Consider the following 23,225-nt stretch of genomic DNA (forward strand, 5'->3'; position numbering starts at 1 on the left):
ACGCCTAAGCGTCGCGGACCATGCACAACCCCGTTTCACCGCGTGATCGCGCGGCTAGATCACCATCCCATCCACACGTTCTTGCCTATAACCCAAAACCGTCCGCCGAAGATTCGAGGAAGAGTCATGGACACGACAACGAGGTTCGATCGTCTGGCGACGGAGGTGGTCGATGCGGTCGGCGGCGCGGGGAACATCCACTCCGTCACCAACTGCATGACCCGGCTCCGATTCGTCCTGAACGACCGTCAGCGCGCGGACAAGGACGCGGTGGAGAAGATCGACGGAGTGGTGACCGTCGTCGAGGGCGGCGGACAGTTCCAGGTCGTCATCGGCAACGACGTGGTCAAGGTCGCGGAGGCGCTCGACAAGCTGACCGACGCCCGGTCAGAGACGGCGCCCTTGCCCGCTGCGCCGGCCGCATCGAGGAACATCTTCAACCGCGTCGTCGAGCTGATCTCGTCGATCTTCCAGCCCATCCTCTGGGTGCTCGCGGGAACGGGTCTGCTCAAGGGGATTCTCTTCGCGCTCGCAGCGCTCGGCTGGCTGCCGCAGGACTCGCAGACCTCTGTCATCTTGAACGCCGGTGCCGACGCGGTCTTCTACTTCTTGCCGATGTTCCTGGCGATCACCTCCGCCCGGAGGTTCGGTGCGAGCCCCTTCACCGCACTCACTCTCGCCGGTGCGCTCATCTACCCGGCCATTACGGCCCTGGCTGCGGCCGACTCGGTGCACTTCCTCGGCATCCCTGTCATCATGACGACGTACACATCGTCGGTCATCCCCATCATCGTGATCGTCTGGGTGCAGAGTCACTACGAGAAGCTGCTGGGGCGGATCCTGCACAGCTCCATCCGCAACTTCATGACGCCGCTCATCGTCGTCGCGACCCTCTTCCCCCTCGCGCTGCTCACGATCGGCCCCGCGACCACGTGGCTCAGCGCAGCGCTGTCCGCAGGGCTCGCGCAGCTGTGGTCGTTCAGCCCGGCGCTGGCGGGCTTCATCGTCGGCGGTCTCCAGCAGCTCATCGTGGTGCTCGGCCTGCACTGGGGCCTCATCGCCCTCATGATCAACGACGTCGCCACCACCGGGCATACGCTCCTGCTGGCACCCTTCCCGGCGGCCGTGATGGCTCAGGGTGGTGCCGCGCTCGCGGTGTTCCTGCGCACGCGAAGCCGTCGGCTGAAGGCCGTCGCCGGACCCGCGACGGTCAGCGGCCTCGTCGCCGGCGTGACCGAGCCGATCCTCTACGGCGTCACTCTCCCCCTGAAGCGCCCCTTCGTCTTCGCCTCGATCGCCGGTGCGCTCGGCGGTGGCCTCGCGGCGTGGGGCGGCTCCGCTGCGGGAGCCGTGGTGGCGCCGTCATTCATGACCCTTCCCGTGTACCTGAACTACGGCAACTTCGCCCTGCAGGTGATCGGTACCGTCGGCGCCACCGTTCTCGCCTTCCTGCTCACGCTGGTCTTCGGCTTCAAAGACCCCATCGACGACGACAGTGCCGGAGTCGGTGCACCGGATGCCAAGGCCTCGGCATCCGTCCCCCTTGCTCCTGTCTCCGCAGGCGGCCTGCGTCGGACGGAGGCGCGCTCGGCCGGGTCGACGGCCTTCATCGACATCGCGTCACCCGTGGATGGAGAAGCGATCGACCTCGACGACGTCGCAGAGCCCGCCTTCTCCAGCGGCGCGATCGGACCGGGAGCGGCCGTGCGCCCGGCATCGGATCGGATCGTCTCACCCGCCCGCGGTCAGATCGTGAGCGTCATGCCGCATGCCTTCGGCGTCATCACCGATGAGGGCGTCGAGGTCCTCGTGCACGTCGGTATCGACACCGTCCGGCTCGAGGGGCGTCATTTCCATGCCGCTGTGGCCGCCGGCGATCGGGTCGAGGTCGGGCAGCTGCTCACGACCGCCGACATCGCGGCCATCGAGGCGGCGGGCTACGACACCACGACGCTCGTCGTCATCACGAACGAGGCCGACCCGACGAACGTCGAGGCGGCCGGCCGCGGCGTGGTCGCGGCATCCACTCCGCTGTTCCGCGTGCGCGCGTGACACTCCTCCTTCATCTCCCCTATCGAAAGGACCACGTATGACTCAGCTGCGATTCCCCGACGGCTTCCTTTGGGGCGGTGCCACCGCCGCGAATCAGATCGAGGGCGCGTTCGGCGTCGACGGAAAGGGTGCCTCCACCGCGGACTATGCCGCATTCAAACCCGAGGTGGAGAACGGCGCCGACAATTTCACCTTCAGCGTGAGCGCCGCCGACTTCGCGGCCAATCGGGCCGGTACCGACGGGGGCGTGCATCCGAAGCGATGGGGCATCGACTTCTATCACCGTTACCCCGAAGACATCGCGCTCTTCGCCGAGATGGGGTTCACCGCCCTGCGGGTCTCGATCGCCTGGACCCGAATCTTCCCCACGGGTCTGGAAACCGAGCCGAACGAAGCCGGACTGCAGTTCTACGACCGGTTGTTCGACGAAATGCTGGACAAAGGGATCACCCCCGTCGTCACGCTGTCTCACTTCGAGATGCCGGTCGAACTCGTCGATCGCTACAACGGGTGGCTGAGTCGCGAGCCGATCGCGCACTTCGTCCGCTTCGCGACCACGGTTCTCGAACGCTATGCCCACAAAGTGGGCTACTGGATGACGTTCAACGAACTCAACATGAACCTCACCGATGTCTACACGGGGGCGGGAGTACTGATCGAGCGCACGGATCGTCCTCTGCACGAAGTCGCGTATCAGGCGAGCCATCACCAGCTCGTCGCGAGCGCGCTCGTGGTCGCCGAGGCTCGTCGCATCCTGCCCGACGGAGGCCGCATCGGCATCATGGTCAATCGGATCGAGACCTACCCCGCCACCCCGAAGCCCTTGGACGCCTTCCAGGCGGTGAAGGAGGATCAGCGCAATCTCTTCTACACCGACGTGGCCGTGCGAGGGGAGTACCCCGGCTACATTCGGCGATACTTCGCCGATACGGGTATCTCGATCGAGGTGGACGACTCCGATGCCGAGGCGCTGCGAAACGGCACGATCGACTACATCGCTTTCAGCTACTACGTCTCGCACGTCTCGCTGTACCGTGACGGGGCGGACGACGAGTACGGTTCGCTGCTCGGCGCGGTCAAGAACCCCTACCTCCAGGACGGGAGCGAGTGGGGATGGCCGATCGACCCTGTCGGCCTGCGTTCGAGTTTGAACCGCATGTACGACCGCTATCAGTTGCCGCTGTTCGTGGTCGAGTGCGGCCTGGGCGCGATCGACACCGTCGAGGCCGACGGCTCGGTCCACGACCCGTACCGTATCGACTTCCTGCGCCGGCACATCGAGCAGATCCGAGAGGCCATCGCCGACGGCGTCGAGGTGGTGGGGTTCACCTCGTGGGGGCCGATCGACTTCCCCTCGTCCGGCACCTCGCAGATGAGCAAGCGTTACGGTTACATCTACGTCGACCAGGACGATTACGGGCAAGGATCCCTCACCCGGATCCGCAAGGACTCGTTCTTCTGGTATCGCGACCTCATCGCCTCACACGGCGAGAACCTCTGAGCCGAAGCGCCCGGGCCGGGGTGTCCCCTCGGCCCGGGTTCCCGACAGACCGCGGAGTCATTCACCATGCAGGTTGTGCGCGTCTTCAACAACTCGGTCGTCCTGGCGGTGGACCGCCGCGGGATCGAGCAGATCCTGATGGGTCGCGGCGTGGGGTTCCACGTGCGGGCGGGTTCCACCGTGGACATGCGTCTCGTCGAGAAGCGGTTCACCCCGGGGCCCTCCGCCAGCGTCGAGCGCATCGTCGCCCTGCTGCGGGACATCCCCTCCAAACACCTCGCTCTCGCCGACGAGGTGTTGCGCGTGGCGCGCGGCATCCTGGGCAAAGGTATCGGCGGGCACGTCCTGCTGCCCCTGGCCGACCACATCTCCTTCGCTTTGCGACGCGTTGCAGAGGGCACCACGCCGATCGACTACCCGTTGCGGTGGGAGGTGCGACAGCTGTATCCCGCAGAGGCGGCGGTGGGAAAGCGCGCGCTCGACATCATCGAGCATCGAACCGGTATGCGATTGCCCGACCAGGAAGCCATCCCCCTCGCGCTGCACTTCGTCAACGCGCAATTGGGCGACGCCGATGTGAAGGCGGCCCTGCAGATGACACAGGTGCTGAGCCAGACCCTCGACATCGTCCAGAGCACCTTCGGTCTCGCGATCGACGAGGAGTCTGCGCCGGTCGCGAGGTTCGTCACTCACCTGCGTTTTCTGTTCGCGCGCGAACAGTCAGGGCGCATCGTCGCGGGGGACGGCGACGATTCCCTTCTCGAGGCCTTGCGGGCCTCGCGTCCCGACGCGTACGCAGCGGCGCAGCGCATCGCTGATCTCTTCGCCGCTCGGTTCGATCGAGCGCTTTCGACCGACGAGGTGCTCTACCTCACACTCCACGTCAGCCGTCTGACCATGTGACCGTGGCGCCGTGACCGTCGCCGTGACCGTGACCGTGACCGTGACCGTGGCGTGTTCGGGCGTCGGAACGGTGGCGGTGGCGGTGTCGGATCAGAACTCGCGCAGGCGACCGCCCGACCACCCGAACCACTTGTCGATGGCCACCCGCACGGTGACGAGCGGGTCTTCACGGGCCGGGTAGTCGGTGCCGAGGTAGTGGCGGGCGAGGCGGTCGATTCCGGCGAAGCCCTCGTCGGGCTCGATCGAGACGACGTGGCCCTGCAGCGACAGGTGGCTGCCGAAGTCGTCGGCGGCGAAGGCGGTCAGGGCGACGTGGCCGTTCTCGCGCAGGTGCTTCAGACGGGCGCGGTCGGTGTTCATGCAGAACATGAGGTGTCCGTCGTCGTCGAGGAGGTACCACGTCGCCACCGAGACGGGCTGCCCCTTCTTGTTCACGGTCGCCATCACGGCGGGGTTGGGCTTGCGCAGGAACTCGAGCGCAGCCTCGGGCAGAGGGGATTCCGGCATGTGTTTCGCCTTTCAATATCGGTCGGTCAGCGGGAGAGGGCTTCGTCGACGGAGTCGTCGGGGAGGGCCACCGTGACGGAAGTGTTCCACGGGTCGGTGAGGGTGACGGCGCGACCGTCCGCGGCGAAGGGGATGGCCTTCTCTCTCAGTCGCGCGACGAGCGCCTCGAGCTCGGTCGGGGTGGGCACGGTGATCGACACGTCGCCGAGCCCGAGGCTCGCCGCGCGGGGGCCGGCACCGGCACTGCGCCAGGTGTTCATGGCGACGTGGTGGTGGTATCCGCCCGCCGAGGCGAAGATCGCACCGGGGATGTCGGACTGCGTCGTTTCGAATCCGAGCGCGTCGACGTAGAACGCCCGCGCCCGGTCGACGTCGCCGACCTGGAGGTGCACGTGCCCGACGCGTCCCGCGCGGGCGGGTGTGGCATCCCCCTCCGACGGTGGCAGGTGGCGACGCAGATAGTCGTTCGGATCCAGGTACTCCGTCGTCATCCAGATCGCGCGTCCGAAGCGGCCCCACTGCGATCGGTCGCGGTCGATGTACAGCTCGACATCGTTGCCCTCGGGGTCGGTGAAGTAGAACGCCTCGCTGACGTGATGGTCGCTCGACCCGGCGAACCTGCTTCGCGGATGCTGCGCGGCGCGATAGACGGCGGATGCCAAGGAGCCCGGGTCGTCGAAGAGCAGCGCGGTGTGGAACAGGCCCGCCTCGCCGGGGCGCGCGACCGGGAGATCGGGGGTGTGGACGAGGCGGACGAGGGGGGTGTCGGCCCGCCCGAGCACGCGGTGCACCTCGCGACCGCGGGCACGCTCCTGCAGCGGCTCCATCGAGAAGGCCGAGGAGTAGTACTGCGACATCATCTCGAGGTCGGCGACACGCAGCGTCACAGCCCCCATCGTCGTGTCGGGGTGCAGGATGCGGTCGTCGGTGGCGATGGTCACGAGGAACCTCCGGTGCTCGGGCGTCTCGGGGTCAGCGGATGACGGCGAAGCCGGCGTTCCAGCCGACCTTCTCGCTCACGGCGAGGGTGAGCTGCAGGAAGCCGATCGCCTCGAGTTCGCGGGCGCGGCTGAGGGAGCCGGCGTCGAGGGCGGCGACTCCGCCGGCGGTGACGGCCGAGATGAGCACGTTCTTGGCGGCGTCGTCGTCTCCGGCGACGAGGACGGTGGTCGCCACCCCGCCCAGCTGCGCCGCCGAGAGGGTCGCGGCGAAGTTCGTGTTGAAGGCCTTGATCACGGAGCTGTCGGGCAGCTTCGCCTGGAGCTCTGCCGCGGCGGAACTGTCGGCGGGGACCAGGAGCGAGTCGAAGGTCTCGAAGTTCAGGGGGTTGCTGATGTCGACGACGACCTTGCCGGCGAGTCGGTCGCCCGCGGTCGAGAGGATCTCCGCGATGGCGCCGTAGGGGACGGCCAGGATCACGGCGTCGGTGTCGATCGCCGCTGTCGCGAGCTTGTCGTGGCTGACGTGCACGACGTCGTTACCGCCCGCGGCGAGCACTCCTCCGATCGCGCTGCCCATGTTGCCGGTTCCGATGATGGTGAAGCTCGACATCTCGTGTGTCCTCTCTGCCGGTGGGCCCTCGGTCGACGGCCCGGTTTGTTGTACCTGCAACTATACGACATTTACTTGTAGGTGCAACCAAAGGTAGGATCGAAGGTATGCACGCTTTGAGCCACGAGGAACGCGTCGCGATCGCGCGGCTGCGGGCACTGCTCGAGCTTCTGCCCACCGCGCTCGATCGCCACCTCGTCGACGCCGGCGTGACCGCGTTCGAGTTCTCGCTCCTCGAGGCGCTCGCCGAGGCCGACGGCAACCGGATGCGGCTCACCGCCCTCGCGGCCCGCACCAACGCCACGCTGCCGCGGCTCTCGCGCGTGGTCAGCGGGCTCGCCCAGAAAGGGCTCGTGCACAAGGCCGCGTGCGAGGAAGACGGTCGCGCCACGAATGCGCTCCTCACCGACGAGGGGGCGCGCGTGTACGCCCGCAGCCGGCCGGGCTTCGACGCGGCCGTGCGCGAAATGATCCTCGACGCGCTCGAGCCCGGCGGAGTGAAACGGCTGGCCGACATCTCGTACGCCATCCTGGGCAGGCTCGACCCCGATCGTCGGATGGCGGTGACCGCCGAGGCGGACGTGTGCGCCGCCGACCCGGCCGACGCGGAGGGGTGCCCGGCCGACCCCGCGGGAGAGCAGAGCGCCGCACGCGCGCAGGGGTGCCCGGCGGATCCCGAGGTGTAGCCGGTCGCCCGCGGGCTACGCGGACGCGATGGGACGGGTCGTGTCGTCGGGACGCCCCATGCTCGTGGCGAGTCGCTCGATGTGCACCGTGAGGTACAGCACCTCTTCGTCGGTCAGCGTCGACCCCGTCGCCGCGAGCACGTAGCCTTTCACGCTTTCGGCGATGCCGAAGGCGCGGGGGTAGCGGTGCTTGGCGAACTCGAAGAACGACGAGTCGCCGCTCGTCAGCATCGCACGGTTCACGAGCCGCTGCAGGAGAAACCGCACGTGCAGGATGAACCGCGCGTAGTCGGGGCTCTCGGTGTCGAGGGCCACGCCGAGGCCCGTTTCGACCGTGCGCACGACGTGCTGCACACGGCGGAACAGCAGCGCCGCGGTGCCGTTCGGCTCGTCGCGCGTCGCGTTGAGCAGGTGCATCGTGAGGAACACGCCCTCCTCGGGCGGAAGCTGACGATCGAGGGATGCCGCGATCGAGGCCGCCATGCGCTCCGCGGCGCGCGACTCGTCGGGGTGGAGGATCCGCAGCTCGGGCATCGAGGTCCCGGGGATGCGGATGCCCTGGTCGAGGCGCTCGACGACGTAGTTCACGTGGTCGATAACGGCCAGGGGCAGGCGGCGGCCGAGGTCGCGGCCGAGGTCGCGCTCGGCCTGGTCGACGGCGTGCAGCACCGCCTCGACGAGCGCGTAGGGAGCGTCGGTGAGGAGCTTCTGCGCGTGGGCGGTGTCGCTGCCCTGTTCGAGCACGAACGTCTTCTCGACCTTCGCCGGGTCGACCTGGCCCTCGTGCTTGAGCTGGAATCCGATGCCCCGCCCCATCAGCACCCGCTCGCGGCCGTCGGCGTCGATCGCCACGACGACGTTGTTGTTGAGCAGCTTCTGCACGCCGCCGGGCGGGAGGGAGACGTCACCGGCACCGGGCATGGGATGCAGTTTAGGGCGGTGGCGTCCCGGGTGACTTGCCGCGGTTTGTCGTTTGGTGCTGCTCGTGGTGGCGATGTGCGGCAAGTGTCCGTGCGGGCGCTCGTGAGTTGCCGTGCGTTGTCGCGTGACTCCGCGTGAGGCGACCAAGTGCGGCAACTCACGCGCCTGCGCCGCGCCCAGCCGCAGCGCAGGCGCGCCCCGGTACCCTGGAAACCATGACCGATCAGCCCCCCGTGCGCTCCACCACGCCCCGGCAGGCGCGCCCCGCGGGGGCGCCGGCCGACACCGGCATCCGCGAGACGCGTCCGCGGACCGCTCCGGCACGCCAGGTGCGGCCGAAGACCGAGGGCTGGCAGCAGGCAAAGGACGAGACCGGGCGTCCGCTGCTGCAGTTCGCGAGCCCCAAGCGCGGCAAGCCGCCCGTGCACCTCGCCGACATGACCGCCGCCGAGCGCGTCGAGAAGGTGAAGGAGCTCGGCCTCCCCGGCTTCCGCGCGAAGCAGCTCGAGAAGCACTACTTCACTCATTACACGTCGGATGCCGCCGACATGACCGACCTGCCGGCATCCGGTCGCGAAGAGCTCGTCGCGGGGCTCCTCCCGCCGCTGCTCACCGAAGTGCGCCGGCTCGAGACCGACCGCGGCGACACGATCAAGTTCCTGTGGAAGCTGCACGACGGTGCGCTCGTCGAGTCGGTGCTCATGCGCTACCCCGGCCGCATCACCCTGTGCGTGTCGTCGCAGGCGGGCTGCGGCATGAACTGCCCGTTCTGCGCCACCGGCCAGGCGGGGCTCACCCGCAACATGTCGGCGGCCGAGATCATCGAGCAGATCGTGCGTGCCAACGCGCTCATCGCCGCCGGTGGCCTGGGCGGCAAGACCCTTCGACAGGCTCAGGGACCCGGCCAGGTGCCCGAGCGCGTGAGCAACATCGTCTTCATGGGCATGGGCGAGCCGCTCGCGAACTACGCCCGCGTGATGCAGGCCGTGCGCGTCATGGTCGACAAAGAGCACGGCCTGGGCATGAGCGCCCGCGGCATCACGGTGTCGACCGTCGGCCTGGTACCCGCGATCAAGAAGCTCGCCGACGAGGACATCCCGGTGACCTTCGCCCTCTCGCTGCACGCGCCCGACGACGGTCTGCGCGACGAGCTCATCCCGGTGAACTCCCGCTGGAAGGTCGACGAGGCACTGGATGCCGCCCGCGCCTACTTCGACAAGACCGGGCGCCGCGTCTCCATCGAATATGCCCTGATCAAGGACATGAACGACCACGCGTGGCGCGCCGACCTGCTGGCCGACAAGCTGAACGCCCGCGGTCGCGGCTGGGTGCACGTCAACCCGATTCCTCTGAACCCGACCCCGGGCTCGATCTGGACGGCATCCGAGGTCCCCGTGCAGAACGAGTTCGTGCGCCGCCTCAACGACGCCGGCATCCCGACGACCCTCCGTGACACCCGCGGCAAAGAGATCGACGGCGCGTGCGGCCAGCTGGTGGCGACCGAAGAAGACGAGGTCGCCGCCGCGGCGACGCCGGTCGGCTGAGGCTCGCGGCGGATCCTCCGGTTCGCGGGGGACGGTGTACGCCAGGATGAGGACGATGCGTACCTTCCTCACCCCGCGCCTGCTCGTGGCGGCCGCCGTCGCGGCGGTCCTGTGGATCGCCACCGCCGGAATCCGCGACGCCCTGCTGCAGATCCCGAACGGCGTCGCCCAGCTGTCGAGCATCCTGCCGGAGCTGGTGCCGACGAGCCTGACCGCCTACCAGAGCGGCGGTTTCGGCGTCGTCGCGACCATCGTCGGCGGTGTCGTCCTCTTCGTCGTCTTCGTGGCGCTCGCCGCGATGCTCCGGCGTCACGGGGCGCCGGTGGTGGCATCGTGGTTCGCTCTCGTTCTCGCCGCCGCCCTCGTGGGGCTGGGTTTCGACCTCGGCGCCGGGTGGTCGTGGATCGTCTCCTTCGGCCCGCGCGGGCTGCTGTCGAGCGGCTTCGGTGTCGCGACCGCCGCGGGGGCCCTGTGGGGGCTCGCGGCGGGCTGGATCCCTGCCCTCATCGCCCGAGGGGCTGCGGCGGAGTCGGCACCCGCGCGCACACCCGCGTGGTTCCTGCCCGCCGCCGCCGTCGCGCTCGTTGGTGCGGTCGTCGCGGGCGCGGTGGCCGACGCCGGCCGCGAAGCCGCGATCGAGGCCGAGGTGGCCGCGCAGCAGGAGATCGACGCCGCCTCCAGCTTCGGTGCGCTCCCCGATCCGGACGCGCTCGGGGTGCCCGTGCCCGAGACCGCCGACGCGGTCGTGCCCGACGATCCGCAGTGGTGCACCGAAGACAGGGCCACCGTCCTCAAGGGCGAGCCCGACGCGGCGACGGGGCATCGTGGCATGCCCTTGCGCCTCTTCAACTTCTCGGAAGAACCCTGCGTCATCGAGGGATACCCCGACATCGCGTTCGGCGACCAGAACGGCCACCTCCTCGACGTCACGATCGAGCACGGCGGGTCGTTCATGGCGCAGGACCCCGGCCCGCAGCGCATCGAGATCCCCGCGGGAGGCGAAGCCGTCACCGTCCTGGGCTGGGACGCGGCCTCACCGCACGGCGCTCTCGTGACGAACACGGTGTGGGCCGCGCAGACACCGGGCATGGTGCGCGGATCGTGGCCCCTCGAACTCGACATCGTCGAGGGCTCGACCGTCGCCGTCACGGCGTGGACCGTCGACGTCGATCCGACCAGCCCGGGCTGACCCGGGACTCCCGTCGCTTCCCTTTTGCCCCGCGACTCCCGTCTCCCTCTCTCCCGGGGGATACTCGCGTCTCCTTCCCTGAAACGCTGACTTGCGTCTTGTGCTCGCGGCGCCCGCGTCTCGGCGGACGTATGACGCAAGTCAGCGGCGGCGGGTGGCAGCGGGGGAGGCAGCGGGCGGCGGCGGGTGACAGCCGGGGAGGCAGCGGGCGGCGGGCCGCGGGATCCACCGATCAGTGGATGCCGAGTCCACCGGCCCGTCGTTCCCGTCGGGCGCGTGCCCGGTCAGACTGAGGGCATGAACGAGAGCGTCGTCCAGGTCGAGAACCTGCGCAAGACCTACCGCGGGGGCCTCGAGGCGCTCCGCGGGGTCAGCTTCGACATCCGCCGCGGCGAAACGTTCGCGCTGCTCGGCCCCAACGGGGCCGGCAAGAGCACGGTGATCGAGATCCTCGAGGGCTACCGCGACCGCACGAGCGGCGAGGTGAGCGTGCTCGGTGTCGACCCGCACCGCGGGAGTCTTGATTGGAAGGCGCGCCTCGGCATCGTGCTGCAGAACACCGGCGAGGCGCCCACCGCGAGCGTGCGGGAGCTCCTCGCGCACTTCGCCTCGTTCTACCCGCGTCCTCGCGATGTCGACGAGGTGATCGCGGCGGTCGGCCTGAGCGAGAAGGCCAAGGTCAGCGTGCGTAAGCTCTCGGGCGGCCAGCGTCGTCGCGTCGACGTCGCCCTCGGGATCATCGGCCGTCCCGAACTGCTCTTCCTCGACGAGCCGACCACCGGCTTCGACCCCGAGGTCCGGCGGCAGTTCTGGGACCTCATCCGCGGCCTCCAAGACGAAGGCACCACGATCCTGCTCACCACGCACTACCTCGACGAGGCCGCCGAGCTGGCGGAGCGTGCCGCGATCCTCGTCGCCGGGGCGGTGGCATCCGTGTGTCTCATCGACGAGCTCGGGGGTGCCGATGCGCGCGTGCCCCTCGTGCGCTGGCGCGAGGGCGGAGTAATGCGTGAAGAGCGCACCGACGACCCGGGGGCGTTCGTCGCGGCGCTCTTCGCGCGCGGCGGGGAGCCCGAGCGGCTCGAGGTCGTGCGCCCGAGCCTCGAGGACGTCTACCTGTCGTTTCTGGGCGACGACGAGCGCCGCACCGCTGCCGCGGGAGGTGCCGCGTGAGCCGCGTGCTGCGGCTGGGGGCCGCGCGCATCGCGTTCGAGGTGCGGTCGTACTTCCGTCAGGGCGACTCGGTGTTCTTCACGTTCCTGTTCCCGGTGATGATCCTGCTGATCTTCTCGGTGGCGTTCAGCGGTTCGACGTTCGGCCCGCCCGGGTCGGAGATTTCCGCGCCGGAGTTCTACCTTCCGGCCATGCTCGCCGCGGGTGTCCTGCTCTCGGGGCTGCAGAACATGTCGATCGACATCGCGATGGAGCGCAGCGACGGCACGCTCAAGCGCCTCGGCGGCACACCCCTCAGCCCCGTGTCGTACTTCATCGGCAAGCTCGGACAGGTGCTGGTCACCGGCTTCCTGCAGTCGGTCCTGCTGATCGCGGTCGCCGCGGTGTTCTTCGGCGTGCCGCTGCCGACCGAGCCCGAACGCTGGCTGACCTTCGCGTGGGTGTTCGTGCTGGGGGTGACCACGTGCGCGATCCTCGGTATCGGTTTGTCGGCGCTGCCGCGCACCGGGCGCAGCGCCACGGGCGTCGTCATCCCGATCGTGCTCCTGCTGCAGTTCATCTCGGGCGTCTACATCAACTTCGCCGCCCTGCCCGAGTGGCTACAGAACGTCGCCAGCGTCTTCCCGCTGAAGTGGCTCGCGCAGGGCTTCCGTTCGGTGTTCCTGCCCGAGGGTTTCGCCGCCGCCGAACCTTCGGGCTCGTGGGACCACCCGCTGATCCTGCTCGTGACGCTGCTGTGGCTCGTGGTCGGTCTCGCCGTGGTGCGCGCGACGTTCCGCTGGGTCCGGAAGGACGCGTGATGGCTCGCGCGACCACGCGGGATGCCGGGACCTCCGTCGTGCGGGGATGGTCGCTCGCCTACGGAGTGGCGGGTGCGGTGGGCGTGATGATCGTCGTCGTCGCGGCCCTGTGGGGGACCGTTCCGTGGTCGTCGGCGGTCATCGCTCTCGGAGCCGTCGCCGTACACGCGGCGGTCGTGCTGGCGGCTCTGCCGCGCGTGCTCGACGATGAAGGGTCGCCGGTCCTCGCCACCGTCGTGGCTGTGTCGGCCGTTATCCTCCTGCCGACTGCCGTGGCCGCGGTCCCCTGGGTCGCGATGCTGCAATTCGCCTCGTATCCCCTGCTGTGGGTGATCTCCTCGTCCCGGCGGACCGCCATCGCGTGGACCGCGGCGTCGACCCTGCTCGTGCTCGTCGCGCTGGCCTGGGGCGGTGATGCCGACACCTGGATGCGGGCCACCCTCATCCAGGCGATGGCGTTCGCGGGCAACGTGGGCCTCGGGCTGTGGTTCACCGCCGTGTATCAGCACGGTGTCGAGACCCAGGCCTTGCTCGACAAGCTGACCGCCGCGCAAGACGAGGTCGCCGTGCTGCACCGCGACGCCGGCGTCGTCGCCGAGCGGGAACGCCTCGCCGCCGAGCTGCACGACACGATCGCCCAGACGCTTGCGGGCACCGTGCTGCTCGCCCAGCGCGGACGGCGCGACCTGGCCGCGGGCGTGCTCACCGATGCAACCCTCGCCCTGGTCGAGGAGGCCGCGCGCGAGGCGCTCGCCGAGACTCGTGCCCTCGTCGCGGCGGGTGCCCCGGTGTCGCGCGGCCAGGGGCTGGCTGAGGCGCTGAAGGTCCTCGTGTCGCGGATCGCGCGGGAGTCGGACCGTGACATCGCGGTGCGGGCGGATGCCGTCGGCCCCCTCGACCGCGAGAGCGAGGTCGCTCTGCTCCGCTGCGCACAGGAGGGGCTGTCCAACGCCCGCCGTCATTCCGGGGCTCAGCGCATCGAGGTCGCACTCGTCGAGGCCGATGAGGCCGTCGAGTTGCGCGTCGCCGACGACGGCGCGGGGTTCGACCCGGCTGCCCGGGTGGACGGGTTCGGTCTCGAGGGGCTTCGGGCGCGACTCGCGTCGCTCGGAGGCGAGCTCCACGTCGACGGCACCCCGGGTGCCGTCGTGCTGACCGCCCGCGTGCCGCGTGAGACGGTGGGTTCATGATCCGCGTCGTGATCGTGGACGATCATCCGATCGTGCGAGCCGGGCTCATCGGCATCCTGGAGACCGCCGACGACGTCATCGTGGTGGGGGTGGCGTCCGACGGGATCGAGGCGGTGGCGGTCGTCGAGGGCGAGCGCCCCGATGTCGTGCTGATGGATATGAGGATGCCGCGCCGCGACGGGGACGAGGCCACGGCGCTGCTGCGTGAGCGCGTGCCGTCGGCGCGGGTCATCGTGCTCACGACCTACGAGAGTGACGACGTCATCGTGCGGGCGATCGCGGCCGGGGCCGCGGGGTATCTGCTGAAGGCCGCGCCCGAGGCGGAGCTGCTCGCCGGGATCCGCGCGGTGGCCGCGGGCGAGGTCGCGCTGGCTCCGAGCGTCGCCCGAGTCCTGGTCGACCGCGCGGGTCGCCCCCCGGAGAAGCCCGTGCTGACCGCGCGCGAGGTCGAGGTGCTGGGGCACGTCGCCCAGGGGCTGAACAACCGTGAGATCGGGCGGCGCCTGCACCTCGGCGAGGCGACGGTGAAGACGCACCTGCTCAAGGCCTTCGCGAAGCTCGACGTTGCCGATCGCACCCGCGCCGTGACGCGGGCGATGGAGCTCGGCATCCTGTAGGCGGGCCTTCTCAGTCGCGCCCGCGCGCCGTGTGGCCCGCGCCCTGCCCGCGGTGTGGCGCCGCCGCTACCGCCGCGGCCGCGCCCCCCGGTGACTTCGGCCGCACGTCCGCCGGCGGGCGCGCGGCGCGTACGTCCGCCCGACGTCAGCGAGAGGAGGCGCGCCGCCTCAGTGGTGGAACGCCGGGCCCGTGCCCTCGGTCGGCATCGGCGACTGCAGCTTGTCGAGGTAGGCGACCTCGGTGCGGATGTCATCGAGCAGGTCGTCGGCGAGGTCGAGGCTGAGTCCCGCGCGCACGACGATCCGCTGCACGGTGCGGTCCGACATGTCGTCGGGCAGCGGGTAGGCCGGCACGAGCCAGCCGTGCATACGCAGCCGGTCGGACAGGTGGTACAGGTTCCAGTTCTCGGTGTATCCCGGGCGCATGCGCCACGCGAACACCGGCAGGTCGCTCCCGTCGCTCACCAGTTCGAACGGTTTCATCGCGCCGATCCCGTGCGACAGGTGCAGGGCGACCTTCTGCAGCCCCCGTTGCACGGTGGCGTATCCCTCGAAGCCGAGACGCAGGAACAGGTAGAACTGCAGCAGCACCTGGGCTCCGGGGCGTGAGAAGTTCAGCGCGAAGGTCGGCATGTCGCCGCCGAGGTAGCTCACGCGGAACACCAGGTCTTCGGGGAGCCACTTCTCCTCGCGCCAGACGATCCACCCCACGCCCGGGTACACGCCGCCGTACTTGTGTCCCGAGGTCGAGATCGAGTGCACGCGCTCGAGCCGGAAGTCCCACACGAGCTCGGGCCGGAGGAACGGCGCGACCATCGCCCCCGAGGCGCCGTCGACGTGAATGGCGATGTCGAGGCCGGTCGCCTGCTGGACGGCATCCAGAGCTTCGGAGATGGATGCCACGGGCTCGTACGCCCCGGTGTACGTCACGCCCAGGATGGCCACGACGCCGATCGTGTTCTCATCGACGTAGTCGGCGAGGTCGTGGCCGTCGAAGACCGGGTGTTCATCGGTGACGGGGACGTAGCGGGCCTCGACGTCCCAGTAGTTGCAGAACTTCTCCCAGCACACCTGCACCGCGCTGCTCATGACGAGGTTGGGCTTCTCGGTCGACTTCCCGGCGGCGCGGCGGGCGTGCTGCCAGCGGCGCTTGAGCGCGAGCCCGCCCAGCATGCACGCCTCGGACGAGCCGATCGTCGAGGTCCCCGCGGCACCGTCGACCGAGGGGGCGTGCCAGAGGTCGGCGAGCATCCGCCAGCACGTGCGCTCGATCTCGGCGGTGCGCGGGTACTCGTCCTTGTCGATCATGTTCTTGTCGTACGCGTCGGCGTACAGGCGGTCGGCGTGCTCGTCCATCCACGTGCCGACGAAGGTCGCGAGATTCATGCGCGCGTTGCCGTCGAGCATCATCTCGTCGTGCACGATCTGATACGCCGTCTCGGGCAGCTCCGGCGTGCGCGGGAAGCGGTCGCGGCGACGGCGGGTGGCTTCGCCGGCGCGGTCGAAGACGGGCGTCAACGCATCGTCGGGTCGGTGGGTCATGGGGGTGTCCTCCGTCGTTGCGACGCCGACCGGCGCGCTCGCCCCGAGCCTGGCAGAACCCGCTTCCGGATGCCACGACCCCGATGTCTGAGGGGAGGACTAGCGTTGAACAATGGTCGGTTATCGCTACCTCGGAAACAGTGGATTCAAGATTTCGGAGATCACCCTCGGCAACTGGGTGACCCACGGCTCGCAGGTCGGAGACGACGCCGCGATCAAGACGGTGCACGCCGCGCTCGACGCGGGCATCACGACGTTCGACACCGCCGACACGTACGCCAACACGGCGGCCGAGACGGTGCTCGGCAAGGCCCTCGAGGGGCAGCGTCGCGAGTCGCTCGAGATCTTCACGAAGGTGTACTTCCCCACCGGTCCCATGGGACCGAACGACACCGGGCTGAGCCGCAAGCACATCATGGACTCGATCAACGGCTCGCTGAAGCGCCTCGGCACCGACTACGTCGACCTCTACCAGGCTCACCGCTTCGACTACGAGACCCCGCTGGAAGAGACCTTCCAGGCCTTCGCCGACATCGTCCGCCAGGGCAAGGCGCTCTACATCGGTGTGTCCGAGTGGACCGCCGAGCAGCTGCGCGAAGGTCATGCGCTCGCGAAGCAGCTCGGCATCCAGCTCATCTCCAACCAGCCGCAGTACTCGATGCTGTGGCGCGTGATCGAGGGCAAGGTCGTTCCCACGAGCGAGGAACTCGGGATCTCGCAGATCGTCTGGTCGCCGATGGCGCAGGGCGTGCTGAGCGGCAAGTACCTGCCGGGCCAGCCTGTTCCCGAGGGCTCGCGCGCGACTGACGAGAAGAGCGGCGCGAACTTCATCAAGCGGTTCCTGAACGACGACACGCTCGAGGCCGTCCAGCACCTCAAGCCCATCGCCGACGGGGCGGGTCTCACCATGCCGCAGCTCGCGATCGCGTGGGTGCTGCAGAACCCCAACATCGCCGCGGCCCTCGTGGGCGCCTCGCGTCCCGAGCAGCTCGCCGACACCGTGAAGGCGTCGGGCGTGACGCTGGATGCCGACACCCTCGCCGCGATCGACGAAGCCCTGGGCGACGCGGTGTTCTCCGACCCCGAGAACACCTACGACGTGTCGCCGAAGAAGCGCCTGGTCTGAGACACAGGGCGAAGCGGGCCGGGCGTCGTGCGTCCGGCCCGCTTTCGCGTCGCCGTCTCCGCAGGGCGTAGGTGGCTGAGCCTGTCGAAGCCCCGGGACGCGGCGCGCGGGGAGTCGCACCCCGGGATCGTGCCCTTGAGCGTCCAAAGCACCCGGACATCTCGAAAATCTGTCCGGGTGTTCTGGACACTCACGCCCGTGAGGCGCGCTGGGCTGCGCCTCAGGCGCCGCTCAGGAGAGCGCAGGAATCGCGTCGTACCCTGTGCGAATGTCCTTTTCCGCTCACCGGCCCGGCCGTTTCGGCTCCGACGGCCGCATCGAGTTCACGACGGACGAGGAACGCGAGCAGTATCTCGACGACATCCTCGCCGCGCAGAGTGCGGCGAACCGTCCCGCGTCGCAGGATGGCACGACCGAGCCCTGGGGAGCCCCTTCGGGATCGGATGACCCGACTCTCCCGCTCGACCCCGACGTCGCCGATCCCGACACAGCCGACCTCGACGCCCCCGACGTCGACGCCCCCGGTGCGATGGAACCCGACACCGAAGCGCCTGAGCCCGCACCCGCTGTCGATGAGACCCTCGTCCTCGACCGCGACGAGGCCGTCAGCCCGGAGCGTGAGCAGGCCGCCTCCGACGAGACGCCCGAGCCCGTGGCATCCGGCCCCCGTCCGCCCCGCCTCCGGCGCGACGATCCGCGGCGCCCGCGACTCTCGCTCATCCGGCGCATGGCCGTGCTCGGCGGTGCCGACAACGATGTGCTCAACGAGGTTCCCGAAGAGGTCCCGCGCTTCGTTCAGATGTTCTTCGTCCTCGCGGGGACCGCTCTGGTCTCGTCGCTCTCGATGATGTTCGCGTTGCTCACGGGCGTGCGCGTCAGCCTCTTCCTGGCGATCCCCCTGGCTCTGGTCTGGGGCCTCATCATCTTCAACCTCGACCGCTTCCTCACCTCGACGATGCGCTCGACCCGGAACGTGTTCCGCCTGCTGGGTCTGGCTTTCCCCCGCATCGTCCTGGCCGCGCTGATCGGCGTCGTCGTCGCGGAGCCGCTCGTGCTGCAGGTGTTCCAGAACGACATCGCCCGCGAGGTGAATTCCACCAACGTGACCCAGGCTCTGAGCGACCAGGATGCCGTCACCAACGGCCCCGAGAAGCAGGCGCTCGACGCCGCGTCCGCCCAGGTCGCCGCCCTCGAGAACCAGGCGGCGACGGGCATCGTCGCGGGAACCTCCTCGACCTCGGCCGAATCGGCTGCCGCCCAGCAGACGGTGGACCAGCTCACGCAGCAGCTCGCCGCCCAGCAGACGGTGATCGATCAGGCGCGCGCGGTGTACCAGTGCGAGCTGACCGGTCAGGGTGCGGGCACCGTGCCGGGCTGTACGGGAGTCGCGGGCAACGGCGCGAGTTCCGACGCCGCGCAGGCCCAGCTGGCCCAGGCGCAGTCGGCGTACGACGCCCTCTCGACCCAGCTGCAGCAGGCGCAGACCGCACTGGCTGCCGCCAACGCCGCGGGCACCGAGGCAGCGGCATCCTCTGCCGAGCAGAACAAGCAGCAGGCCGAGGACCAGCTCCCCGCCGCCCGCACGCAATACGAGGCGGCGCTGGCCGCGTACAACCAGCGCGCGGCGTCCGTCGCCGACGGCAACGCCGGCGCGGTCGGCCTGCTCAGCCAGATCACGGCCCTCGAACGCCTCTCGGATCGCGAACCGGTCCTCAGATGGGCGCACTACCTCATCGCCGCGCTCTTCTTCATGATCGAGCTGCTGCCGGTGCTGGTGAAGGTGCTCACCGGATTCGGTGGACCCTCGCTCTACGAGAAAGCCGAGAAGATGCGCGGCCAGATCGCCCTCGACCGCGTGACGGCCCGCACCTACCGCAAGCGCGCCGACGTGATCGTCGACGAAGCCGCGCGCGTTCCCGCGGCGACCGCCTGATGGTCGCCTGGAGCGCGGGGCTCCTGCTCTACCGCCTCACGCCCGAGCCCGAAGTGTTCATCGCGCACATGGGCGGACCGTTCTGGGCCAAGAAAGACGCCGGCGCCTGGTCGATCCCGAAGGGCGAGTACGAGCCCGAGACGGAGGGGGCTCTGGATGCCGCCCGCCGCGAGTTCCGCGAAGAGCTCGGCGTCGAGCCGCCCGAGGTCGACTGGGCCGAGCTCGGGACGTTCGCGTACTCCAGCGGGAAGAAAGTGGTTGTGTTCGCCGGCGACGGCGCCGGGTTCTCGGCATCCGGCTTCACCTTCGGGGAGTTCGAGATGGAGTGGCCGCCCCGCTCCGGCAAGCGGGCGTCGTTCCCCGAGGTCGACCGCGCCGAGTGGATGGGTCTGGATGCCGCCCGCGAGGCCCTCGTGAAGGGGCAGCGCCCCGCGCTCGACGCTCTCGCGTCTGCGCTCGAGGCCCTGCCCGGCGCCTGACGCGGCGCCGTCGCCCTCGAAGCTCTTTCCGGGCGCCGACGCCACGCCCTCCGCGCCCGCGCGTGCCCTGCCGCGGCTCGACCCGGGGCGCGGGCGAAACTCCTGAGAAACGGCGAGCGCCCACCCCGCCTCCCGCGTGATCACGCGGGGAGGAGGGTGGGCGCGGACGATTCCTCAGGAGTTTCGCACGGAGGGGTGCCGCAGCGGCGGCGCGGCCGACCTCACGGGCGCAGCAGCACCTTGCCGACGCGGGGCGAATCGCTCGCCGTCACGGCCTCCACGATGTCGTCGAGGCCGAAGGTCGCCGCGACCGGGAGGGTCAGGGTGCCGTCGGCGAGGTAGCGCGACAGCTCGCCGAACAGGGCGCCGCGGGTCTCGGCATCCATCGTCTTGCTCACGACGCTGCCCCAGAAGCCCTTCACGGTGGCCTGGCGGAAGATGAGGTCGCCGGCGCCGATCTCGAGTTTGCCTGCCCCCATCGACCCGAAGATCACGAGGGTGCCGTTCTCGCTCAGCAGCGAGAGGACCTGGCCGGCGGCGGGGCCACCGACCGAGTCGACACCCGCGACGACGGTGCCGTCGCCGATGATCGCGAGAGCCTGGTCGCGCCAGTCGTCGGCGTCCGTCGACACGACGTTGTCGATGCCCTGCGCGGCGAGTTCCTCGACGGCGCTCTGTCGGCGGACGAGACCGAGGACATGGATGCCACGGGCCTTGGCGATCTGCGCGACCATGCGACCGACCGCGCCGTTGGCGGTGTTCTGCACGATCCAGTCGCCGGCCTTCAGATCGAGCGAGTGCAGCAGGCTGATCGCGCTGAACGGCATGGACACGAGCTGAGCGGCCATCTCGTCGGGGAGCCCCTCGACGACGGGGATGAGACCGGCGGCCTTCGTGACGACCTGCTCTGCCCAGACGCCGAAGGTGCCGCCGGTGGCGACGCGCTGGCCCACGGTGAGTCCCTCGACGCCCTCGCCGAGCTCCTCGATCACGCCGACGGCCTCGGTCCCGGCGCGCGCGGGCAGCTCGGGCTTGAAGCCGTAGGTGCCGCGGATGGTCCACAGGTCGTGGTTGTGGATGGGCGACAGGATCACGCGCAGGCGCACCTCGCCGGGGCCGGGGGTCGGGGTCTCGACCTCTTCGACGCCGAGGACGTCGGCCGGTTCGCCGAACTCGTGGTGGATGACTGCGCGCATGGATTCCTCCTGTGGTTATTTTGTAACGACCGGTCTAATATAGACCCGACGCCGGAAAGCGCAACCGTGAGGACCCTGAGCCTGTCGAAGGATTCGGTGGCTTCGACAAGCTCAGCCACCTGCGCCGGAGGACCCTGAGCCCGTCGAAGGGTCCGGTGGCTTCGACAAGCTCAGCCACCTGCGCCGGAGGACCCTGAGCTTGTCGAAGGGTCCGGCACCAGCAAGGGGTACGGGGGAGAGAACATGGGCAGGATGCCGAGCTTCGAACGCTCCGCCGTCGTCGACGCCGCGCGCGACGTGTTCTGGCGGCGCGGCTACGCCGAGACCGGTATCGCCGAGCTTGAAGAGGCCACGGGCCTCACCCGCTCGAGCATCTACAACGCCTTCGGGAGCAAGCGCGGCCTCTTCGACGCGGTGCTCGCCGCCTACCTCGACGACGTCGTCCGCACGCGTCTGCGCCCCCTGGGCGGGGGAGACCCGGGCGCGCTCGAAGCGTACGTCGCCGAGATGGCCGCCGGGATCGCCGCCGACACCCCGCGGGCCCGCCTCGGCTGCCTGCTCTTGAACGCAGGATCCTCGCCGCTCGCGTCCGACGACGCCGACGTCCGCACCCTCGTGTCGGATTACGCGGCCGAGATGCGCGCCGCTATCCTCGCCGCCGTCGCCGACCGTCGCCCCGATCTGACTCCGGATGCCGTCGACGCCCTCGCCGCGGTCTGCGCCTCGCTCGTGGTGGCCGGTCTCACCCTCGCGCGCGCCGACCGTGACGGGGCGATCGCGACCCTGGCATCCATCTCCACGACCCTGGAGTCGTGGGGTCGGAGACTTGAGGCGCGGCCGGCGGTCTGACGCGCTCTAGTGGCTCGTCAATGAGTTGAAGAGCAGGCTCGTGCGCGTGTCGGTGACGCCCGGAACGGCGCGGATGCGTTCGAGGGCGGTATCGAAATCGGACAGGGTCGACGAGCGGAGATGAACGACGAGATCCCACTCGCCGATCGTTGAATGAAGCTCATCGACGTCGGGGAAACCGCGGATCGATCGGATGACCGCCTTGCCCTGATTGGGGGAGATGGACACCATCGACACCCCTCGGATGGCGTTGCGGTCCACGTCATTGCCCAACCGCACGGTGAACGCTTCGATTACGCCGTCCGAGACCATTCTGTCGATCCGTGAGGTGACCGTCGAGCGGTTCACTCCGACCTGTCTTGCCAACTCCGCGACGGGGGTTCGCGCATCTGCGCGTAGCAGTGAGATCAACTTGTGGTCGATTGCATCCGGCATGACGATCAGCTTAATACGACTCCGCATTCCGTTCAGAGACTATGCACAATGTCGTACATCTGTCCGTTGAGTAACCACAGTGCTTACTTCTACCGTTAGACCTGCCTCGCGATCGGTACCCGATCGGTCAGCGTCGCGGCCGAGCCCATCCGGCCTCAAGCCCCTCCCGGAGAGTTGAATGATGAACCCTGTCCTGTGGGCGCTCGTATCGAGCGGTGCATTCGGTCTGAGCGATTTCGTGGGCGGCGCGGCCTCGCGTCGCGCTCCCGCACTGCAGATCGTCCTCATCTCGTACCCCGTGTCTGCGGCCTTGATCGTTCTCCTCGCCTGCATCGTGGGCGGAGAGCCTACGCTCGAGTCGCTCGTGTGGGGTGCAGCCTCAGGGGCGGTGATGGCGGCGGCGATGTGGTCGTTCTACTGGGCTCTGGCACATGGCCCGATGAGCGTCGTCTCCCCGCTGACCGCGGTGATCGTGACCATCCTTCCCGTCTCGGTGGGCATCCTTCAGGGCGAGCGCAACTCGGTGGTGGCGATGGTGGGGGTCGCCGTCGCGATCGTGGCGGTTCTTCTCGTGAGCAAGGAGCCTCGGCGAACCGAATCCGACGGGCGTCGAATGACGTTGCGCATCCTGCTGGTGACGGCAGCCGCCGGCTTTGCCTTCGGATTCAGCTTCATCTTCACGGGTCAGATCGCTTCGGGAACCGGCCTGTGGCCCCTCGTCGCCGCGCGGTCGACCGCGACCGTCGTCATCTTGGCCGCGGCGGTGGCGTCGCGTCAGGTACGCCCGCCCCGCGGGATAGCCCTGGCGGGGGCCGTCACGGTGGGCGCCCTCGACGTGGTCGCGAACACCGCGATGCTCTTCGCGTTTCAAGAGGGCACACTCTCGCTGGGAAGCGCCGTGATCGCGCTGTACCCGGCGGTGACGGTCATCCTCGCCATCTGCATACTCCGCGAACGAGTTGCCTGGTGGCAGACCCTGGGACTCGTGCTCGCGGCAGCCTCCGTCTTCGTCATCAGTATCAACTCGTAAG

At 69.3% G+C, this 23,225-nt stretch carries 22 protein-coding genes; 15 read left to right on the forward strand and 7 right to left on the reverse strand.

The window, feature by feature from the left end:
* Positions 1 to 126: 126 nt before the first annotated feature.
* From AB0O24_RS18070 to AB0O24_RS18080, 3 genes are all read left to right on the forward strand, one after another.
* A complete protein-coding gene (locus AB0O24_RS18070; RefSeq protein WP_275800224.1) occupies positions 127 to 2,052 on the forward strand; it encodes a beta-glucoside-specific PTS transporter subunit IIABC in 1,926 nt (641 codons plus the stop codon).
* A 37-nt stretch (positions 2,053 to 2,089) separates the two neighbouring features.
* Positions 2,090 to 3,553, forward strand: coding sequence for a glycoside hydrolase family 1 protein (locus AB0O24_RS18075; RefSeq protein ID WP_275800222.1), 1,464 nt, complete (start codon positions 2,090 to 2,092; stop codon positions 3,551 to 3,553).
* A gap of 66 nt (positions 3,554 to 3,619) precedes the next feature.
* Positions 3,620 to 4,456 carry a PRD domain-containing protein gene (locus AB0O24_RS18080; protein ID WP_275800220.1) on the forward strand — a complete coding sequence of 279 codons (837 nt, stop codon included), beginning with the start codon at positions 3,620 to 3,622 and terminating at the stop codon, positions 4,454 to 4,456.
* A 90-nt stretch (positions 4,457 to 4,546) separates the two neighbouring features.
* On the opposite strand, the gene AB0O24_RS18085 is transcribed toward AB0O24_RS18080, so the two are convergent.
* From AB0O24_RS18085 to AB0O24_RS18095, 3 genes are all read right to left on the reverse strand, one after another.
* Positions 4,547 to 4,963: a pyridoxamine 5'-phosphate oxidase family protein gene (locus AB0O24_RS18085; RefSeq protein ID WP_275800218.1), complete on the reverse strand. Its 417-nt coding sequence runs from the start codon at positions 4,961 to 4,963 to the stop codon at positions 4,547 to 4,549.
* 26 nt (positions 4,964 to 4,989) lie between these two features.
* Positions 4,990 to 5,859, reverse strand: coding sequence for a VOC family protein (locus AB0O24_RS18090; protein ID WP_363376832.1), 870 nt, complete (start codon positions 5,857 to 5,859; stop codon positions 4,990 to 4,992).
* 76 nt (positions 5,860 to 5,935) lie between these two features.
* Positions 5,936 to 6,514 carry an NADPH-dependent F420 reductase gene (locus AB0O24_RS18095; RefSeq protein WP_363376804.1) on the reverse strand — a complete coding sequence of 193 codons (579 nt, stop codon included), beginning with the start codon at positions 6,512 to 6,514 and terminating at the stop codon, positions 5,936 to 5,938.
* 107 nt (positions 6,515 to 6,621) lie between these two features.
* Here AB0O24_RS18095 and AB0O24_RS18100 point away from each other — a divergent pair, with 107 nt between their 5' ends.
* Entirely contained in the window at positions 6,622 to 7,200 is a 579-nt protein-coding gene (locus AB0O24_RS18100) for a MarR family transcriptional regulator (protein ID WP_363376806.1), read from the forward strand.
* A gap of 15 nt (positions 7,201 to 7,215) precedes the next feature.
* Here AB0O24_RS18100 and AB0O24_RS18105 read toward each other — a convergent pair whose 3' ends face one another.
* The gene (locus AB0O24_RS18105) at positions 7,216 to 8,121 is read right to left on the reverse strand and encodes a PRD domain-containing protein (protein WP_275800211.1); all 906 of its coding nucleotides are present in this window, start codon (positions 8,119 to 8,121) and stop codon (positions 7,216 to 7,218) included.
* A 215-nt stretch (positions 8,122 to 8,336) separates the two neighbouring features.
* Between AB0O24_RS18105 and rlmN the strand changes: the two genes are divergently transcribed.
* The 6 genes from rlmN to AB0O24_RS18135 all read left to right on the forward strand — a co-directional run bounded on the left by rlmN (position 8,337) and on the right by AB0O24_RS18135 (position 14,634).
* A complete protein-coding gene (gene rlmN / locus AB0O24_RS18110) occupies positions 8,337 to 9,665 on the forward strand; it encodes a 23S rRNA (adenine(2503)-C(2))-methyltransferase RlmN (protein WP_275800210.1) in 1,329 nt (442 codons plus the stop codon).
* Between the two features lie 55 nt (positions 9,666 to 9,720).
* Positions 9,721 to 10,854 (forward strand): DUF4232 domain-containing protein, encoded by a 1,134-nt coding sequence (locus AB0O24_RS18115; RefSeq protein ID WP_363376808.1) that lies wholly within the window; start codon positions 9,721 to 9,723, stop codon positions 10,852 to 10,854.
* A gap of 297 nt (positions 10,855 to 11,151) precedes the next feature.
* Complete coding sequence (locus tag AB0O24_RS18120) at positions 11,152 to 12,027, forward strand: ABC transporter ATP-binding protein (RefSeq protein WP_363376810.1); 876 nt, start codon at positions 11,152 to 11,154, stop codon at positions 12,025 to 12,027.
* The gene (locus AB0O24_RS18125; RefSeq protein ID WP_275800862.1) at positions 12,024 to 12,827 is read left to right on the forward strand and encodes an ABC transporter permease; all 804 of its coding nucleotides are present in this window, start codon (positions 12,024 to 12,026) and stop codon (positions 12,825 to 12,827) included. The genes AB0O24_RS18120 and AB0O24_RS18125 overlap by 4 nt, the downstream gene beginning before the upstream one ends.
* On the forward strand, positions 12,827 to 14,017 hold the full coding sequence (locus AB0O24_RS18130) for a histidine kinase (RefSeq protein ID WP_363376813.1): 1,191 nt from the start codon (positions 12,827 to 12,829) through the stop codon (positions 14,015 to 14,017). The genes AB0O24_RS18125 and AB0O24_RS18130 overlap by 1 nt, the downstream gene beginning before the upstream one ends.
* Positions 14,014 to 14,634 (forward strand): response regulator transcription factor, encoded by a 621-nt coding sequence (locus AB0O24_RS18135; protein ID WP_363376814.1) that lies wholly within the window; start codon positions 14,014 to 14,016, stop codon positions 14,632 to 14,634. The genes AB0O24_RS18130 and AB0O24_RS18135 overlap by 4 nt, the downstream gene beginning before the upstream one ends.
* 168 nt (positions 14,635 to 14,802) lie before the next feature.
* Here the strand turns inward: AB0O24_RS18135 and AB0O24_RS18140 are convergent, their stop codons facing one another.
* A complete protein-coding gene (locus AB0O24_RS18140; protein ID WP_363376816.1) occupies positions 14,803 to 16,176 on the reverse strand; it encodes a glutamate decarboxylase in 1,374 nt (457 codons plus the stop codon).
* 112 nt (positions 16,177 to 16,288) lie between these two features.
* On the opposite strand from AB0O24_RS18140, the gene AB0O24_RS18145 reads away from it, so the two are divergent.
* The 3 genes from AB0O24_RS18145 to AB0O24_RS18155 all read left to right on the forward strand — a co-directional run bounded on the left by AB0O24_RS18145 (position 16,289) and on the right by AB0O24_RS18155 (position 19,714).
* Positions 16,289 to 17,302 carry an aldo/keto reductase family protein gene (locus AB0O24_RS18145; protein WP_363376818.1) on the forward strand — a complete coding sequence of 338 codons (1,014 nt, stop codon included), beginning with the start codon at positions 16,289 to 16,291 and terminating at the stop codon, positions 17,300 to 17,302.
* 268 nt (positions 17,303 to 17,570) lie between these two features.
* Positions 17,571 to 19,235 carry a DUF4407 domain-containing protein gene (locus tag AB0O24_RS18150; protein ID WP_363376820.1) on the forward strand — a complete coding sequence of 555 codons (1,665 nt, stop codon included), beginning with the start codon at positions 17,571 to 17,573 and terminating at the stop codon, positions 19,233 to 19,235.
* On the forward strand, positions 19,235 to 19,714 hold the full coding sequence (locus AB0O24_RS18155; RefSeq protein WP_363376821.1) for an NUDIX domain-containing protein: 480 nt from the start codon (positions 19,235 to 19,237) through the stop codon (positions 19,712 to 19,714). The genes AB0O24_RS18150 and AB0O24_RS18155 overlap by 1 nt, the downstream gene beginning before the upstream one ends.
* Positions 19,715 to 19,935: 221 nt before the next feature.
* On the opposite strand, the gene AB0O24_RS18160 is transcribed toward AB0O24_RS18155, so the two are convergent.
* A complete protein-coding gene (locus AB0O24_RS18160; protein WP_363376823.1) occupies positions 19,936 to 20,910 on the reverse strand; it encodes a zinc-binding dehydrogenase in 975 nt (324 codons plus the stop codon).
* 252 nt (positions 20,911 to 21,162) lie between these two features.
* Between AB0O24_RS18160 and AB0O24_RS18165 the strand changes: the two genes are divergently transcribed.
* Positions 21,163 to 21,759, forward strand: coding sequence for a TetR/AcrR family transcriptional regulator (locus AB0O24_RS18165; RefSeq protein WP_363376825.1), 597 nt, complete (start codon positions 21,163 to 21,165; stop codon positions 21,757 to 21,759).
* Between the two features lie 6 nt (positions 21,760 to 21,765).
* Here AB0O24_RS18165 and AB0O24_RS18170 read toward each other — a convergent pair whose 3' ends face one another.
* Positions 21,766 to 22,194, reverse strand: a complete 429-nt coding sequence (locus AB0O24_RS18170) for an Lrp/AsnC family transcriptional regulator (protein WP_275799965.1) — start codon at positions 22,192 to 22,194, stop codon at positions 21,766 to 21,768.
* A gap of 178 nt (positions 22,195 to 22,372) precedes the next feature.
* Here AB0O24_RS18170 and AB0O24_RS18175 point away from each other — a divergent pair, with 178 nt between their 5' ends.
* A complete protein-coding gene (locus AB0O24_RS18175) occupies positions 22,373 to 23,224 on the forward strand; it encodes a DMT family transporter (protein WP_275799963.1) in 852 nt (283 codons plus the stop codon).
* Position 23,225: the final 1 nt, after the last annotated feature.

Source organism: Microbacterium sp. NPDC086615, assembly GCF_040686055.1.
Lineage (GTDB): Bacteria > Actinomycetota > Actinomycetes > Actinomycetales > Microbacteriaceae > Microbacterium.